This is a genomic window from Wolbachia endosymbiont (group A) of Colletes cunicularius (assembly GCF_964264715.1).
In the GTDB taxonomy this organism is placed as follows: Bacteria; Pseudomonadota; Alphaproteobacteria; order Rickettsiales; family Anaplasmataceae; genus Wolbachia.
Genome location: NZ_OZ183471.1, coordinates 684,981 through 700,368 on the forward strand (window position 1 = coordinate 684,981; position 15,388 = coordinate 700,368).

Here is a 15,388-nt window from a genome sequence, read left to right on the forward strand (position 1 = left end):
TAAAAATGTTTATAGGAAATCAGAGTAGCAATAAGGTAGAAAGAGCTATCAGCGAAATCAGGCGCGGCCGGCCAATTGTAATATATGATAAAAGTAATTACCTATTGTTTGCTGCTGCTGAGGCTTTAGAAAGAGATTTATTTAATCAATACAAGCTTATATCAAGTAATGTATATGTTACTTTAACTTCAAGTAAGGTAAAATACATATCTCAGAATAAAGAACATAACAGCAAACGTCTGTTGGTGAATAATTTTGATGAACTGCTCCATTTAATAAACTGTTCAAAGGAAGATCGCATAAGAGAGTTGCAATGCTCAAAGACAATAGATGAATGTGCTATTGCCTTGCTTAAGTTCTCAGAATTATTGCCATACGCGTTAGTGGCTGATATGACTTTTGAGAATAACCATGAAATGCGAAATTGGTGCGAGAAAAATGACGTTATTGCACTGGACACGTCATTCATAAATAATTTTCAAGAAAATCAGGATGTATATGAAGTGTGCAAAACATCATTATTTTTAAAACAGACTCAAGAAGTAAATATCATATCTTATAGAACAGAAAGTGGTGGAAGAGAACATCATGCAATTATCATTGGCAATCCAGATAAAGATGGCGAACCATTAGTAAGAATTCATTCTTCGTGCTATACGGGTGACTTGTTAGATAGCTTATCATGCGATTGCAGAAGTCAGTTACATCAAGCAATTCAAATGATAGCTGACTCTGGAAGTGGTATTATATTGTATTTGATGCAAGATGGAAGAGGCATTGGTTTAACTAATAAGTTAAGAGCGTACAGTGTGCAAAGAGGACATAATCTTGATACTGTTGATGCAAACAGAATATTAGGTTTTGAAGATGATGAAAGGAGTTTTGCTGTTGCAGCTAAAATGCTTAAGAAATTGAACATTAACAAAATCCAATTACTTACAAACAATGATAGGAAATTGTCAGAATTGGAAAGTAGTGGTATAGGAGTTACAAAGTGTCTACCACTTATTGTGGAACGTAATAAATATAACGATTCATATATGGAGACAAAGTTTGGTAAACTAGGCCATAGATTAAGAGTTTTTTAGCTTTTTTGTTGTAACTACTTTGTTAATTTGCTATGTTTATTAACATAAGTTAAGATTTTTAGGAATACTAAAATGCTAAGGTTTTTTAAGCGAGGAAAAAATACTGAATCCTTAGATAAGGATATAGATTGGAATTCAAACCGCTACAGCACAGTTATTGCTCAAAGGAATATTCTACTTTTATTTGCATTAATATTATTAGCAACGATCTCTATCAGCATATTAGTCATATTTAAAATTAGCACAAGCAGCACTATTGAGCCATTTGTTATAGAAATTGACAAGAAATCAGGAATAGTGCAATTGGTTGATCCTGTCACAGTAAAACAATATTCTGCAAATGAAGCGCTAAACGATTATTTTATTTCAGAGTATATAAAAGCAAGGGAGGTTTTTGATCCATATCATTATAATTATAACTATTATACAAAGGTGAGGTTGTTTTCCTCACCTAATGTGTATAATGAATTTAGAAATTATGTAGGATCACAGAATATGGATGATCTTTTTAATTTGTACTCAGATACCAAAAGTGAATTTAAAATTCGCTCAATTCAAAAATTGGGTAACGATGCTCTTCAGGTGAGGTTTTTTGTGGAATTTATACGGAAAGATGGAAGTTCCACAAGAAAAAATAAGATAGTTATTATGTCATATAGATATGCATCGCTTGAAATGGATGATCAGCAAAGATATATTAACCCATTAGGATTTCAAGTTATTTCATATAGAGTAGATGATGAATATGTATAGGATATTATTAGTTTTAGCTTTACTTGTAAGTGGCAATTTAAACGCATCCATTAATTATAATGAGCCTATTTCTGTAGATAGTAGAATAAAGACTTTTGTGTATAGCCCTAATGAAGTATTTACGGTGGTTTTTAGTCAGGGTTACTATTCTTATATTGAATTTGCGGAAGGAGAAAAAGTTAAAAATATCGCTGTTGGTGATGCATCAAGTTGGAAAATTAATCCTTATGACAATAAATTGCTTATCATGCCATTTGAAGTTAGTAGTCGCACTAACATGATTATTACAACAACTAAAAAAAGAAATTACATTTTTGATTTAATCTCAAGGCCAAACTACGATAAATACCCAGATACTGATGCTAAGAAAGTGGGTCACGATTATTCTGCTGAAAAGGATATATCTTACGTAGTACGTTTTTATTATCCTCAAGAAGAAGGTGAATTTGATGTTGATTTAGATGAGGTTTCTTTACCTACTCAGATGCAATATACTACAGACAAGCCAGAAAAAATAATACAAGAAAATGATACGAAGTACAATTATACATATATTGATGAAGGTGGTAATGCGGATATAGTTCCGATTGAGCTATTTGATGATGGTTATTTAACCTATTTAAAATTTAGAAATAATAATAAAATACCTCAGATTTTTGTAGAAGAGGAGGATAAACCTTGTAAAAGGCTGTTATTTGATGATTATGTTATAATAAAAGGAGTACATAAAAAGCTATTTATGCGTTATGAAGATGGTGAAGTTGAAATTATAAATAGGTCACTTTAGCTGTGGTATATGCAATATGAATAAAGAAAGGCGTAACAATTCAGAAGATGAATCAGAAATAGAGAACAAGGTAGTAACAGTTGGCTCTAATCAAGGTCATAGGGCATTGATGGTCATTATTTTAGTGCTTCTGGTTGGTGGAGTGTATTATCTCTATTTTAGTCCTTCTCATAAAGAGGGTTCAGAAGTTATTAAAAAAGAGGAAACAAAGCAAAATGTTCAAGAATTGAAGGGAAAGTTGGAACAAGTTCCAGATAATGTAATGGTTCCTGAAAGAATAATAACTGATCCCTTACCACCCTTACCTCCTCTTCCTACACCACCAATCATACCAGAAATAAAACAAATTAGAAAAGAAGAAGAGAAACCAAAAGAAACTCCTGTGTCAAATATACCTATTTTGCCAAAGCAAAATTTTCCTTCTAGTAATGTTATGGGCAATTTACCTACCTCGTTTCCTACAATAGGGGGTGGCGGTTATCCTAGAGACAGACGTAGTGCACAAATGTTAACAATTTCAGGTGATGGTGGAGAGAATAAGGCTGCTGATGCTATTTTATCTGACACTTCAGCACAATCGAGCAAAGCTACCAGAGTAGGAAAGCTTGGTTTAATGGTTACTCAAGGTAAAATTATTGATGCTGTTCTTGAAACTGCAATAAACTCTGATCTGCAAGGAATGCTGCGTGCTATGGTGAGTAGAGATGTTTATGCAGAAACTGGTGATACAGTTTTAATACCTAAAGGCTCAAGATTGATAGGCAGTTATTCATTTGACTCGAATGTCGCAAGAGCTCGTGTAAATATAAACTGGAGTAGGGTCATTCTTCCTCATGGAATAGATATTGCTATCTCATCACTTAGTACTGACGAGCTTGGTAGAGCAGGGATAGCAGGAATAGTTGATAATAAAATAGTAAGTGCATTATTCTCTTCAGTGGCACTTGCTGGTGTTTCAATTGGTTCAGCTGTTGTAGGACAAAAGGCCTCTAATCTTATCGATGCGCTAACTGCCATGGATGCAGTGAAGTCTATTACTGCAACTGAAATAGATATTTCTTCTCTCAAAGGGGCTATTGTTGAGAGATTGGAGGATGCTATAAAAACTGAAGTTGGGAAGGTAGGAGACGAAAAATGGAAATTGGGTCTTAGGGCTATTGAAAAAATTCGGAATGCTAAAAGTGATCAGGATTTACTGAGAATAATAAAGGAAGAAATAGTAAGTGTGATAAAAAGTTCTGGAGCTAGTGGAGTTGATGCAATTACTAGTGACAATATCGGTATAACTTTAGACGATGTACGTCAACTGTTGAGGCAAACTCAGAAAAGAAGCAAATCTGTTTATGATGAAGCAATCGGGAAGTCAATCAATGATTTTTCTAAAGACATGCGAGATATAGTGGGCAGATATACAGATAAAAAACCAACTATTTATGTCGATCAAGGCACCGCATTGAAAGTATTTGTTAACCAAGATATAGTATTTCCTTCACAGGCAATATTAAATCAATGAAATGAATTATGCTGCACTTGATACATATTTGGAGCCATTACAAGGCATATTTCAAGAAGAAGGCGTAAATGAAGTATCAATAAATAAGCCAAAGGAAGTATGGATTGAAAATCGCGGTGAAATAAGGTGTGAAAAATTAGAAGTATTCGATCTTAACCATTTGAAATCTCTTGGCAGACTGATTGCTCAAGCTACAGAACAAAAACTTAGCGAAGAAGCACCGTTACTTTCGGCAACATTACCAAATGGTTATCGTATACAGATAGTATTTCCACCAGCATGTGAACCTGATAAAGTAGTCATGTCGATTCGTAAGCCTTCTAGCATGCAATTAGCACTCGATGATTACGAAAAAATGGGGGCTTTTTCTGAAACTGTTACAGAAGCAGCTGATAATCCAGTTGACCGTCATTTGGATTTACTGTTAAGGCAAAAAAAAATAAAAGAGTTTTTAGAATACGCTGTAATAAATAAGAAAAATATTATAATTAGCGGTGGAACTTCCACTGGTAAGACTACTTTTACTAATGCTACTTTGCGTGCTATTCCAGATGAGGAAAGAATTATTACTGTTGAGGATGCAAGGGAAATCGTTTTGAACGATCATCCAAATAGAGTGCATCTGATTGCCTCCAAAGGAGGGCAGGGCAGAGCAAAAGTAACCACTCAAGATTTGATAGAGGCGTGCTTACGTTTAAGGCCAGACAGAATAATAGTTGGTGAGCTCCGTGGAGCGGAAGCTTTTAGTTTTCTTAGGGCGATAAATACTGGTCACCCTGGATCAATATCAACCCTTCATGCGGATAGTCCAACAATGGCCCTTGAGCAAATAAAATTGATGGTTATGCAGGCAAATCTTGGCATTCCTCCAGACCAAATTATACCATACATTAGAAATGTGATTGATATTGTTATTCAGCTAAAAAGAACCGGGGGGGGTAAAAGAAGCATTTCTGAGATATTATTTACTAGATCTGCAAGCGAAAATGCTTAAATTTATACATAAGTTAAAAAAGAGTAGTTTATGAGTAATGGAAATCACCTACGTAATATTCTCATAGGAGGTGTAGTAGCTTTTAGCGTACTTGAGTTTTGCTTCTATCTATCTGGTATATTGTTCTTTCTATTAGTTGACGGTCCGGATGCTGTGGATTTTAAGGCAATTAATCCTAGTTTGACGCCTTTCCCTCAAGCTCTTTGGCCAACGATTTTTGATCATATACAATATTGTTGGCACCACCCAGAGTTATATAGCCTTGAGCTCAAATTTAAATTAATTCTATCTTCTACAATGCCTATTGTTGTTTTAATGATTATCTTATGGAATTTAAGAGAAAGGATAATTGAGTGGCGACCATTTAAAAAGAAAGAATCACTTCATGGAGACTCGCAGTGGGCATCAGAGAAAGACATACGAAAAGCAGGATTAAGAAGCAAAAGGGGATTATTGCTTGGTAAAGATAAAAGAGGATACTTTATTGCTGATGGGTTTCAGCATGCATTGTTATTTGCACCTACAGGTTCTGGTAAGGGTGTTGGCTTTGTAATTCCTAATTTATTATTTTGGACTGACTCGGTAATTGTACACGACATAAAATTAGAAAACTATGAAATAACAAGTGGTTGGCGAGAACGACAAGGACAGGAAGTATACGTATGGAATCCAGCGCAGCCAGATGGAATAAGTCACTGTTACAATCCATTACAATGGATTAGTAAAAAACCTGGGCAGATGGTTGACGATGTGCAGAAAATAGCTAACCTAATCATGCCTGAACAAGACTTTTGGCAAAATGAAGCAAGAAGCTTATTTGTTGGAGTGGTATTATACTTACTTGCTGCACCAGAGAAAGTTAAATCTTTTGGTGAAGTTGTGCGTACGATGCGTAGTGATGACGTAGTTTATAATCTTGCTGTTGCTCTTGATACAATGGGTAAAATAATACACCCTGTAGCATATATGAATATTGCAGCTTTTTTACAAAAAGCTGATAAAGAAAGGTCGGGTGTTGTATCAACTATGAACTCATCGCTTGAATTATGGGCAAACCCATTGATTGATACTGCAACTGCGTCAAGTGATTTTAATATTTTAGATTTTAAAAAGAAGAAAACTACAGTTTATGTTGGTTTAACTCCTGACAATTTGACTAGGCTCAGGCCTTTAATGCAAGTTTTTTACCAACAGGCAACTGAGTTTTTATGTAGAAAATTGCCATCGGATGACGAGCCTTATGGCGTATTGTTTTTAATGGATGAGTTTCCTACACTTGGAAAAATGGAGCAATTTCAAACAGGTATTGCATATTTTCGTGGTTATCGAGTTAGGTTATTCTTAATTGTTCAAGATACTGAGCAGCTCAAAGGAATATACGAAGAAGCAGGAATGAACTCCTTTTTGTCAAACTCGACTTACAGAATAACTTTTGCAGCCAATAATATTGAAACAGCTAATTTAATATCGCAACTTATAGGAAACAAAACTGTACAACAAGAATCGTTGAATAAGCCTAAATTTTTAGATTTAAATCCTGCTTCAAGGTCATTACATATCTCTGAAACACAGAGAGCATTGCTATTGCCTCAAGAAGTTATTATGTTGCCACGCGACGATCAGATAATTTTAATAGAGTCGACTTACCCAATTAAATCAAAGAAAATTTTGTACTATAGTGATAGCACCTTCACAAAAAGACTGCTCAAGCAAACTCGTGTGCCTACACAAGAACCATATGACCCAAACAAAGTTCTTTCTGCTGCTGCGAGCAAAGATAAGGTTAATAACGAGGGGAATAATGCTCTTGAGGGGCCTAATTCAGTTGATTATCCTGCTGAAGCTAAAACAGAGGATGCAGTGTATGATGAATCAGATGAATTTGCAGACGAAGATATTGATGATGAAGATATTGACGATAAGTTTGAAGATGATGATGACGGGTTTGATGATGAGAGGAGCGATGATGGGTTTGATGACGAAGAAGAGGAGGATGAATTTGAAGATGAGGATATTGACGATAAATTAAAAAATGATCAAAAATAAAGGTTAACTTTGCCTATTTTTAGCTCAGAAAAGTGCAAGTTATGCAAATCATTAGGTTTTTCATATTAAGCCATTTTTAATTAATTAGTATTAGATTAGCTATTTTAACTAGGGGAGTAGTAATGATTAGTAAAAAAACATTAGCGGTTACAGCGCTTGCTTTGCTGTTGTCACAACAATCTTTTGCAAGTGAAACAGAAGGGTTTTACTTTGGCAGTGGGTATTACGGTCAATATTTAAATTACATGGGTGAGTTGAAAGCAAAAATTGGAGATACTGCTGCTACAGCTGCCAATCGGGTATCTGTAAATGACAGGAGTGCTCAGAACACAGAAGGTCAGTCACTAAGTAAGTATAAAGGAGATTATAATCCACCTTTTGCTGCAAATGTAGCATTGGGTTATAAAGGGGAATTGAATGGCAATAGCTACAGAGCTGAATTGGAAGGAATGTATTCTTCTGTAAAAGTGGATAATATTGGTTTAACAAGCGGCCAGATGACAATATCCTACACAAGGGATGAAGCTAACCCAGAAGAGAGCTATGGAGCAATAGTCAATCATGACCAAATTGAGAACATATCTGTAATGGCAAATGTTTATCATCATTGGAAAAGTGACCGTTTCTCTTTTTCTCCTTATGTTGGGGTTGGAGTCGGTGCAACAAGAATGACAATGTTTGAAAAATCGTCAATAAGACCTGCAGGTCAATTAAAAGCTGGCTTTGATTATCGCATAAACGAAGATGTAAATATGCATATTGGATATAGAGGTTTTGGTGCTATTGGTAGCAGTGAGTTCAAATTAGAAACCTTAAAGTGGGATCCCAATTTTGATAATGGCGCAGGTAAGCCAAAAGGTAGAATGGCTAAACAAACAGTTGCTAGTCCAGTATCTACTACCATACAGAACAGCTTTTTTCATACACACGGCATAGAGGCTGGCCTTACTTTCCACTTTGCCAGCAAAGCCTAAATATATTGCCCTTTTAAAAAATGCATGGCTAACCAAAACCGTTCCTGTCATCCTATGGCTTGACCATAGGATCTAGTTAAATATAGATCCCAGTGTCACGCACTGGGATGACGAGGTAGAGGGTACTGGGATGACATAGGATAATATGGGATGAAGGAGATAATACAAGAAAACATTAGCTATGTTTTTTGCATAACAATGCACCTCTTCATTCCCGCTAAATCATGTACATATTCCTGAAAAGCTAATTCGTATGAGGGGATTATTTTGTCAATATCATTTTGATCTTCACCTATCTCCAATATCGCAAACCCATTTTTTTTAAGACACCTCCTTAATATTGAAAAAATACTCAAGTAACAGCTCAGACCATCAATACCACCATCAAGAGCAATTCTTGGCTCTTTTTGCACTTCGGCTTGCAAGTCTTTCAATTTGCTTCTTTTAATATATGGAGGGTTGCTAATTATCAGATCAAATAAATCGCTGCATTCTGTCCACGAACTTGGAAATATTTTAGCTCTGCTGAGAAGATCATGTTTCTTTGTATTCTGATAGGCAACTTTGTATGCTTCCAAGCTTTTTTCAAAACCGATACCAACGGCATATTCATAATCACTAAGTACGGATATCAATAAACAACCTGTGCCTGTACCAAAATCTGCAATTTTTAGTCTCTGCTTTTTATTTGGGTAATATTTTAACACCGTTGAGATTAGTGTTTCACTATCTGGTCTTGGATCCAAAACATGCTGGTTAACTATAAAATTTTTACTCCAGAATTCACGATTACCTATTATTTGCGATATTGGATATCTTTCCGCTCTTTTTTTTGTTAATTTCCAAAATAAAAGTTCTTTCTCCATCGGCACTTGATCAGCATGGTTCATAATTATGAATGATCTTTCCACTCCAAGTACGTGCTGCATGATGATTTCACAATCTAAATGTGGTGATTCAACTTTATGTGACGATAATAACTCCGATCCTTCTTGAATTAAAGTGCTGATTGTTTTCATTATTCTAAAAATGTGTTCCTTTCAGCCATAAACGATGAGTATATATAGCTAACTTAAATAAGGCTTACCTTCTCTGTCATCCTATGGCTTGACCATAAGATCTAGTTAAAAAAAATTCTAGATTCCAGTGTCAGCTACTTGCATGACACCATTTGCTATGCGGATTACCTTAGCCTAGAATAACTGCATCAGATCCCAGCGTCAAGCACTGGGATGACACCCTACTTAACCGTCATACCGCCGCAGCGCTAACAAGTAGCGGGATGACGATTGTCAAGGTGTCATCCGAGTAGCTTGACTACTTGGATCCAGAAAACTTAACTTTAAATAAGTGGCTGCGTAATAAAGACTAGATTCCAGCGTCACGCGCTGGAATGAAACCATTTTCGGTCTCTTAAATTGCTTTAGCTACAAACATTAAGAAATTTACCAAACGAAAAAAAAGGCAAAAGAAGCCCCGTAGTGCGAGTTTTGACTCTATATTACTGTAAGTGGCGCTGTAATAATGTGCTAACGCTTAAAATAAGTGCGATTTGGCTGAGTGTAGAAAAAACAAAAAAGACATGCAGCCGCTATAATTTTATGTAATCCGCTAATAAATACCCTGAGTTTTTTACTGAATTTTGTCATTGAGCCTGCAGGTCAAAAACAATGAGTCATAAATACCCTTAGCACTACAATAAGGGGCCTGGCAGAGTTTGTCAAGTAAGTTTTTTCTTTTCTATTCCCAATAAAAGTTTGTATGCAATAACACAGAAACATATGCTGCTATTCCTTCATTTCTTCCAATAGAACCTAATTTTTCTGCAGTGGTTGCTTTGATATTTACAAATTCATCATCAATTTCTAATGCTTTTGATATGAATTTCTTCATTTCTACTTTGTAAGGCGATATTTTAGGCTCCTCACAAACTATAGTAATATCTAAATTAGACACGCTGTACCCTTTTTCCTTTGCTTTTTTAGCAGCAAAGTCAAGAAAGTGAGATGAATTGCAATCTTTCCATTCAGAGGAACTAGGAGGAAAGTGCTCTCCTATGTCGCCACATCCCAGTGCTCCGAGTATTGCATCAACGATTGCATGTATTGCAACATCACCATCAGAGTGCGCTTCTATTGCCATGTTGTGTTCAATTTTCACACCACAAATTTTTATAAAGCTCTCAGCACCATTTTGAACTTTAATGAACTTATGTATATCATAACCAGTTCCGACACGAAATTTTGGCTCTTCAAAGAGAAGCTTTGCCATATTGATATCCTCTTTTGTGGTTAACTTAAAATTGCTTTTCTCACCTTTAATAATCGCAACATGTTTTTTGTGCTCTACCATTAGTGATGAATCGTCAGTAAATTCTTTGTCTGATTGATGGCACGATAATAATTCTTTGAAATTAAAAATTTGAGGAGTTTGTATGGCTCTGAGTTTTCCTCTTGAAATCGTAGATTCAACGAAATTATTACCCACCAATGACATAGTGTCTTCGACTTCTATTGCTGGTACTACTCCTGTATATTGATCATTAATCATGGACTGAGCCAAGTTATCTATCAGAACATCTGACACAAAAGGCCTACAAGCATCGTGTATAACTACAAAATCTGGATTAACTTTTTGTAAGCTTTTAAGCCCTAGTTTAACTGAATTTTGCCTGTTTTCTCCTCCGTATACAGGGCTTAGTAATTTAGTGTCTGTAATTAGTGATATAGCTTTCTCATAGAAATTTTCATGGTCTCTATTAATTGCTATTCTTATGTAATCTATATATTGGTTAGCCAGAAATCTTTTAATTGCATGAAATAAAACAGATTTACCTGCAAGTTTTGTATACTGCTTAGGAATTGTGTTACTGCATCTACTGCCTACTCCTGCTGCAACTATTAATGCTGCTATTTTGTATTTCTTAAGTCTGTTAGTGTGCATATTTATCATTTTCAGCGTAAGTGTATAGTAACAAGTTATTTACAGTTTGAAAAAAGAGTGTATCATCTTAATAAGATATAATACGATGCTAGAATGCACATTACTAAGTGCAATAAAGAAAATGAGATACACCTTATATTCTTTCATGGAATAGGGGATAACTATAAAAGTGCTCACAATTATGTACAAGGTTTAAATGGATCAAATAATAACCATGCACATAAATATCCAAGCGCATTTCAGAACTACATAACTTATGCTGCAGTTAGCTTTTTGTTCCTCGTGGCATCTGTATCAGCACCCATTGCAATATTACTACTTATAAGCCCCATAACAGCTGGAGTAGTTGGTTTAGCAAGCTTAGCTGCTCTAACTTGCATTTTTTTATCCGTAATGCTTATTATTATTCCCTTTATAAATAGAGATCAAAGTTTGCTTAAGCCCTCGATAGAAGAAATCAATGAATTAATGGACAAGGGTGTGAGGCCTGAAAACATTATACTTTTTGGCCATTCCTTTGGAGGAGCAGTTGCATCGGCAGTTTTGAAGCACTTTGCAGACAAAAACGTTAAACTTGGAGGTGTTATTTTTACTAGCACTTTCAGCTCTTTTCATACAGCAATAGGGCATTTTCCGATCCCTCAAGCAAAAATTTTAAGTATGTTGCCCTCATCCATTTTTAAAAAATTGCTAAAGGCTTTAGATCTAGATTTTGATTTAGTGAACGATATACGAAAGTTGCGAGATGAGGGAAAATTGAATATGCCAGTAATAGTTATTAATAGCAAAGGAGATCACTTAATACCACAACCTGCACAATTGGCGCACGCAATAGAAAATGATAAATTGATATGTGAAAAATTGATCAAGACTGTTAATTCGAAAAGGTATGAAGATGATCCACATAACGGAGTTTTATCTAGTTGGGAATTGGGTGAAAATTTGATTGACCTAATACTTAATAAAATTGATAAAACAATGAATAGATAGTATTTACAATAAACTGTATATTTTTCAGTAAATTGACTATGCTAAACGCATGCAAAAACGTCATATAACTATTTGTTTTATACTGCTTTTTATAATAGGGATGTTGTTCCTGATGCGTCCTATGGTTTTTCCATGTTTAATGTCTATTGTTATTGCATATTTGTTTAATCCGCTAGTAGTCAAGTTTGAAAAGTATAGAATACCGCGTTCATGTTCTGTAATTTTTATAATACTTGTTTTATTAATAGCTTTTATACTAGTTATAACATTTGTTTTACCTATTATATATGTTCAAATTACTTCAATATTAAATTTCTTAGTGAGTAAAGTGCCTTCATTAAAACTTAAAGTAATCCCCTCTGTATTAGAATTTCTTAATATAAAAATCGAGGATAGCTTATTTGATCACTTATCTAAAAATCTAGCAGAAAATTACAGCGACTATGTATCTTATTTCATAAATGCTCTTGATATTGCTAGTAACTTTATAATCCAAGTGTTAAGTTCAAGCTTTAGCTTGATTCACACGGTATCATTAATGGTGATTACTCCTGTAGTGTTTTTCTATATATTACGTGATTGGCCTTTAATTATAGAAAAAGCTAATAAATTAATTCCTGTTTCTTATAGAGAAAAAGTTGCAAATTATTTTTCCAAAGTGGATTTCATCATATCTAATTATCTAAAGGGGCAGGTAAATGTATGTATTGTCATGATGGTCTTTTACTCTGTGAGCCTGAGCATAATCGGATTGAAACACTCTATTGTTATTGGAATTTTATCAGGAATATTAACGTTCATACCTTACGTAGGACCATTATTATATACCATTATTGGGTTTTTGAGCGCTATTACTCAATTTAGTGAATGGTTTGAAAGTGCTGCCGTTTTGCTATTATTTGGTGTTGGACAATTAATAGATTCAAACATATTAGTTCCTTTATTAATAGGAAAAAAAGTGCATATACATCCAACTGTAATTATTCTGGGAATTACTATATGCGCTTCATATTTTGGATTTACAGGTATATTACTTTTTATTCCAATAATAGCAATGTTCAATGTATCAGTAGAATATGCAATCAATAAATATTTTAAAAGTGAGCTTTATAAAAACGGCTAACAGACCTTTTGCATAATCAATTTATGGTAAGGGGAGAAATGAGCCCAGAATACCTGAGATATTTGAGGAGCATAAGTAAATTTCTGCGCAAAAATTACTACCAGAAAGAGGTTACGTAAGAGGTTTAATGTGCAATTAAATTTATTTAACAACAATCAAGCTGATTATAGTCGGCAAAATTACATCATCTTAGATGAAAATAAGCACATATATAATTCAGTAATTGATGATTTATCTTGGAAATGTCTGATTCTTTTTGGACCTAAAAGCTCCGGTAAAACTCATCTTGCTCATATTTGGCAATCAATAAACGATGCAATTTTTATCAATGTGAATAACTTCGTAAGCGAGATTAGATATAGCGATGCTTTTATTTTAGAAGACGTACAAAACATTAAAGATGAAGCAATGTTATTACATTGTTACAACTACATGAAAGAAAGTGACAAGAGGCTGCTAATCACTTCTTCAATTTCACCAAAAAAACTTAACTTCAAACTAAGAGATTTAAGTTCTCGAATATTATCAACTATCAGCGTAAAAATTTTGCCTGCAAGCGAAGAATTATTAAGAATCATGCTAATAAAACGATTTTCAGATAAACAGTTAAAAATTGATTTAAAAGTGATTAATTATATTTTAGCAAGAATAGAACGTTCTTTCTATAGCATTGATAAAATTATAGAGAAGATAGATAATGAATCTATAGGGTCAAATGTGACCGTTCCTTTTATTAGCACTTTATTTAAAAAAGATGCCATTTGATTTCTTCTTTTGTAAAGTACTCATTGTATATATTAAAAATTTATTAACACCCATAACACTAACGTAATTGAAATCTCTATCTGTCTATGTTAGAATTATAATAAATGTTATGTTATAATAAATATGGATAGATACAGCTAAGAAGTATTCTATATTTATAGTAGAGCTCACTTTATAAGGTGTTTTTTATAGATTTGACGTTATAATTTAACTATGATAAGAGTAAGATTAAATTTAAAAAAAAGGTTAAAGCAAAGGTTTATGATGTTCACTCTATTGGTAAATGCCTTATTTGTCTCATATTTTCTCATAAGACACATAGGAAACACTTCCAATCAAATTATAGCCAAAGAAATAAATATAGGAGCTGATAATGAAAAATAAACAGTCGCAAAATAAAAAAGAAAGTCTTTACATAACATATTACATAGATGCTTTGGCTTCAGAGAGGTCCGCTACACAAAATACTCTGGAAAGTTATCGTTCGGATTTACACCAGTTTGAAGAATTTTTATTAGAAAGCGGCACTACCTTGGTTGGCGTAAACAAAACCAATATTAAAGATTATGTGAAATATCTATGTACACAAAAAAAATATAAAAGTAGCTCTATATCAAGAAAAATATCCGCTATGAAAAATTTCTATAAGTGTCTATTTAATGACGGAATAATAGATTTTAATCCAGCACCGGCTAATGATGCTGAATTAAAGAATCCAAAAGTTTCTCGTCCTTTGCCTAAGTATTTAAGTGTCGAAGAAATATTTTTGCTAATGGACGCAGTGAGAAAATCAGCAAGCGAATCGAATAAAGAGATAAGCAGTAAAAGGCTATGTGCGATTTTAGATATCCTTTACTCTTCTGGAATGCGTGTTTCTGAACTAATTGATATGAAGTTATGTGAAGTGTCACATTTAGTAAACAGTAATAACAAAGAATGCTATATAATAATAAAAGGAAAAAGTGGTAGAGAGAGGCAAATTCTTTTGAATGAACAAGCATTGCAGAGCCTTAGAAATTATTTATCAGTTCGTGATAATCTGATCCCTAACGAAAAGAAATCCGATTGGCTATTCCCAGGTGATAAACCTAATAAACCAATTACAAGGCAGAGGGTCGGTCAATTAATGAAGGAGTTAGCAAGAAAATGCAATATTGATGAAAATAAGATCTCTCCACACGTGATTAGGCATTCTTTTGCTACCCATCTACTGGATAGCGGAGCAAATATTGTGTTGATACAGAAAGTTCTTGGCCATACTAACCTTTCTACAACACAAATATATACTCATATTGCTAACGAAAAGTTAAAGGACAAATTAGCTGATTCGCATCCTATTACTCAGATGATCAATAATTAAACTTATTGTTTTTAATTTGTAGTAAAGTTAAATTCAAATAAGTTTATGTGAG

General features: G+C 34.0%; 13 protein-coding genes. 11 read left to right on the plus strand and 2 right to left on the minus strand.

Going from position 1 to position 15,388, the window contains the following annotated elements; genetic code table 11:
• The first annotated feature begins 5 nt into the window (after positions 1 to 5).
• From ACFELZ_RS04045 to ACFELZ_RS04075, 7 genes are all read left to right on the plus strand, one after another.
• A complete protein-coding gene (locus ACFELZ_RS04045; protein WP_375316558.1) occupies positions 6 to 1,088 on the plus strand; it encodes a GTP cyclohydrolase II in 1,083 nt (360 codons plus the stop codon).
• Positions 1,089 to 1,160: 72 nt separating this feature from the next.
• Positions 1,161 to 1,841, plus strand: coding sequence for a virB8 family protein (locus tag ACFELZ_RS04050; protein WP_375316559.1), 681 nt, complete (start codon positions 1,161 to 1,163; stop codon positions 1,839 to 1,841).
• Positions 1,828 to 2,628 (plus strand): P-type conjugative transfer protein VirB9, encoded by an 801-nt coding sequence (gene virB9 / locus ACFELZ_RS04055; protein WP_250295789.1) that lies wholly within the window; start codon positions 1,828 to 1,830, stop codon positions 2,626 to 2,628. The genes ACFELZ_RS04050 and virB9 overlap by 14 nt, the downstream gene beginning before the upstream one ends.
• 16 nt (positions 2,629 to 2,644) lie before the next feature.
• The gene (locus ACFELZ_RS04060) at positions 2,645 to 4,141 is read left to right on the plus strand and encodes a TrbI/VirB10 family protein (protein ID WP_375316560.1); all 1,497 of its coding nucleotides are present in this window, start codon (positions 2,645 to 2,647) and stop codon (positions 4,139 to 4,141) included.
• A 1-nt stretch (position 4,142) separates the two neighbouring features.
• Positions 4,143 to 5,135, plus strand: a complete 993-nt coding sequence (gene virB11 / locus ACFELZ_RS04065; RefSeq protein ID WP_375316561.1) for a P-type DNA transfer ATPase VirB11 — start codon at positions 4,143 to 4,145, stop codon at positions 5,133 to 5,135.
• 30 nt (positions 5,136 to 5,165) lie between these two features.
• Complete coding sequence (locus ACFELZ_RS04070) at positions 5,166 to 7,181, plus strand: type IV secretory system conjugative DNA transfer family protein (RefSeq protein ID WP_375316562.1); 2,016 nt, start codon at positions 5,166 to 5,168, stop codon at positions 7,179 to 7,181.
• Positions 7,182 to 7,303: 122 nt separating this feature from the next.
• Positions 7,304 to 8,155, plus strand: coding sequence for a P44/Msp2 family outer membrane protein (locus ACFELZ_RS04075; RefSeq protein WP_375316563.1), 852 nt, complete (start codon positions 7,304 to 7,306; stop codon positions 8,153 to 8,155).
• A gap of 179 nt (positions 8,156 to 8,334) precedes the next feature.
• Here the strand turns inward: ACFELZ_RS04075 and prmC are convergent, their stop codons facing one another.
• Positions 8,335 to 9,174, minus strand: coding sequence for a peptide chain release factor N(5)-glutamine methyltransferase (prmC, locus tag ACFELZ_RS04080; RefSeq protein ID WP_375316564.1), 840 nt, complete (start codon positions 9,172 to 9,174; stop codon positions 8,335 to 8,337).
• A gap of 721 nt (positions 9,175 to 9,895) precedes the next feature.
• On the minus strand, positions 9,896 to 11,107 hold the full coding sequence (gene ispD, locus ACFELZ_RS04085; protein WP_264328838.1) for a 2-C-methyl-D-erythritol 4-phosphate cytidylyltransferase: 1,212 nt from the start codon (positions 11,105 to 11,107) through the stop codon (positions 9,896 to 9,898).
• 273 nt (positions 11,108 to 11,380) lie between these two features.
• Here ispD and ACFELZ_RS04090 point away from each other — a divergent pair, with 273 nt between their 5' ends.
• The 4 genes from ACFELZ_RS04090 (at position 11,381) to ACFELZ_RS04105 (ending at position 15,336) form a co-directional block, all read left to right on the plus strand.
• A complete protein-coding gene (locus ACFELZ_RS04090) occupies positions 11,381 to 12,088 on the plus strand; it encodes an alpha/beta hydrolase (protein ID WP_375316565.1) in 708 nt (235 codons plus the stop codon).
• Positions 12,089 to 12,137: 49 nt separating this feature from the next.
• Complete coding sequence (locus ACFELZ_RS04095; RefSeq protein ID WP_375316566.1) at positions 12,138 to 13,211, plus strand: AI-2E family transporter; 1,074 nt, start codon at positions 12,138 to 12,140, stop codon at positions 13,209 to 13,211.
• Positions 13,212 to 13,340: 129 nt separating this feature from the next.
• On the plus strand, positions 13,341 to 13,976 hold the full coding sequence (locus ACFELZ_RS04100; protein WP_265032815.1) for a DnaA ATPase domain-containing protein: 636 nt from the start codon (positions 13,341 to 13,343) through the stop codon (positions 13,974 to 13,976).
• Positions 13,977 to 14,349: 373 nt separating this feature from the next.
• Positions 14,350 to 15,336: a tyrosine recombinase gene (locus ACFELZ_RS04105; protein WP_375316567.1), complete on the plus strand. Its 987-nt coding sequence runs from the start codon at positions 14,350 to 14,352 to the stop codon at positions 15,334 to 15,336.
• The last annotated feature ends 52 nt before the right edge of the window (positions 15,337 to 15,388 follow it).

Excerpts from the sequence above, each read along its gene's own strand:
- virB11 (WP_375316561.1), top strand. The coding sequence starts at position 4,143 with ATGAATTATGCTGCACTTGATACATATTTGGAGCCATTACAAGGCATA.
- ispD (WP_264328838.1), bottom strand. The coding sequence starts at position 11,107 with ATGATAAATATGCACACTAACAGACTTAAGAAATACAAAATAGCAGCA.
- ACFELZ_RS04075 (WP_375316563.1), top strand. The coding sequence starts at position 7,304 with ATGATTAGTAAAAAAACATTAGCGGTTACAGCGCTTGCTTTGCTGTTG.
- ACFELZ_RS04060 (WP_375316560.1), top strand. The coding sequence starts at position 2,645 with ATGAATAAAGAAAGGCGTAACAATTCAGAAGATGAATCAGAAATAGAG.
- ACFELZ_RS04105 (WP_375316567.1), top strand. The coding sequence starts at position 14,350 with ATGAAAAATAAACAGTCGCAAAATAAAAAAGAAAGTCTTTACATAACA.
- ACFELZ_RS04050 (WP_375316559.1), top strand. The coding sequence starts at position 1,161 with ATGCTAAGGTTTTTTAAGCGAGGAAAAAATACTGAATCCTTAGATAAG.
- ACFELZ_RS04095 (WP_375316566.1), top strand. The coding sequence starts at position 12,138 with ATGCAAAAACGTCATATAACTATTTGTTTTATACTGCTTTTTATAATA.
- ACFELZ_RS04070 (WP_375316562.1), top strand. The coding sequence starts at position 5,166 with ATGAGTAATGGAAATCACCTACGTAATATTCTCATAGGAGGTGTAGTA.
- prmC (WP_375316564.1), bottom strand. The coding sequence starts at position 9,174 with ATGAAAACAATCAGCACTTTAATTCAAGAAGGATCGGAGTTATTATCG.
- ACFELZ_RS04045 (WP_375316558.1), top strand. The coding sequence starts at position 6 with ATGTTTATAGGAAATCAGAGTAGCAATAAGGTAGAAAGAGCTATCAGC.
- virB9 (WP_250295789.1), top strand. The coding sequence starts at position 1,828 with ATGAATATGTATAGGATATTATTAGTTTTAGCTTTACTTGTAAGTGGC.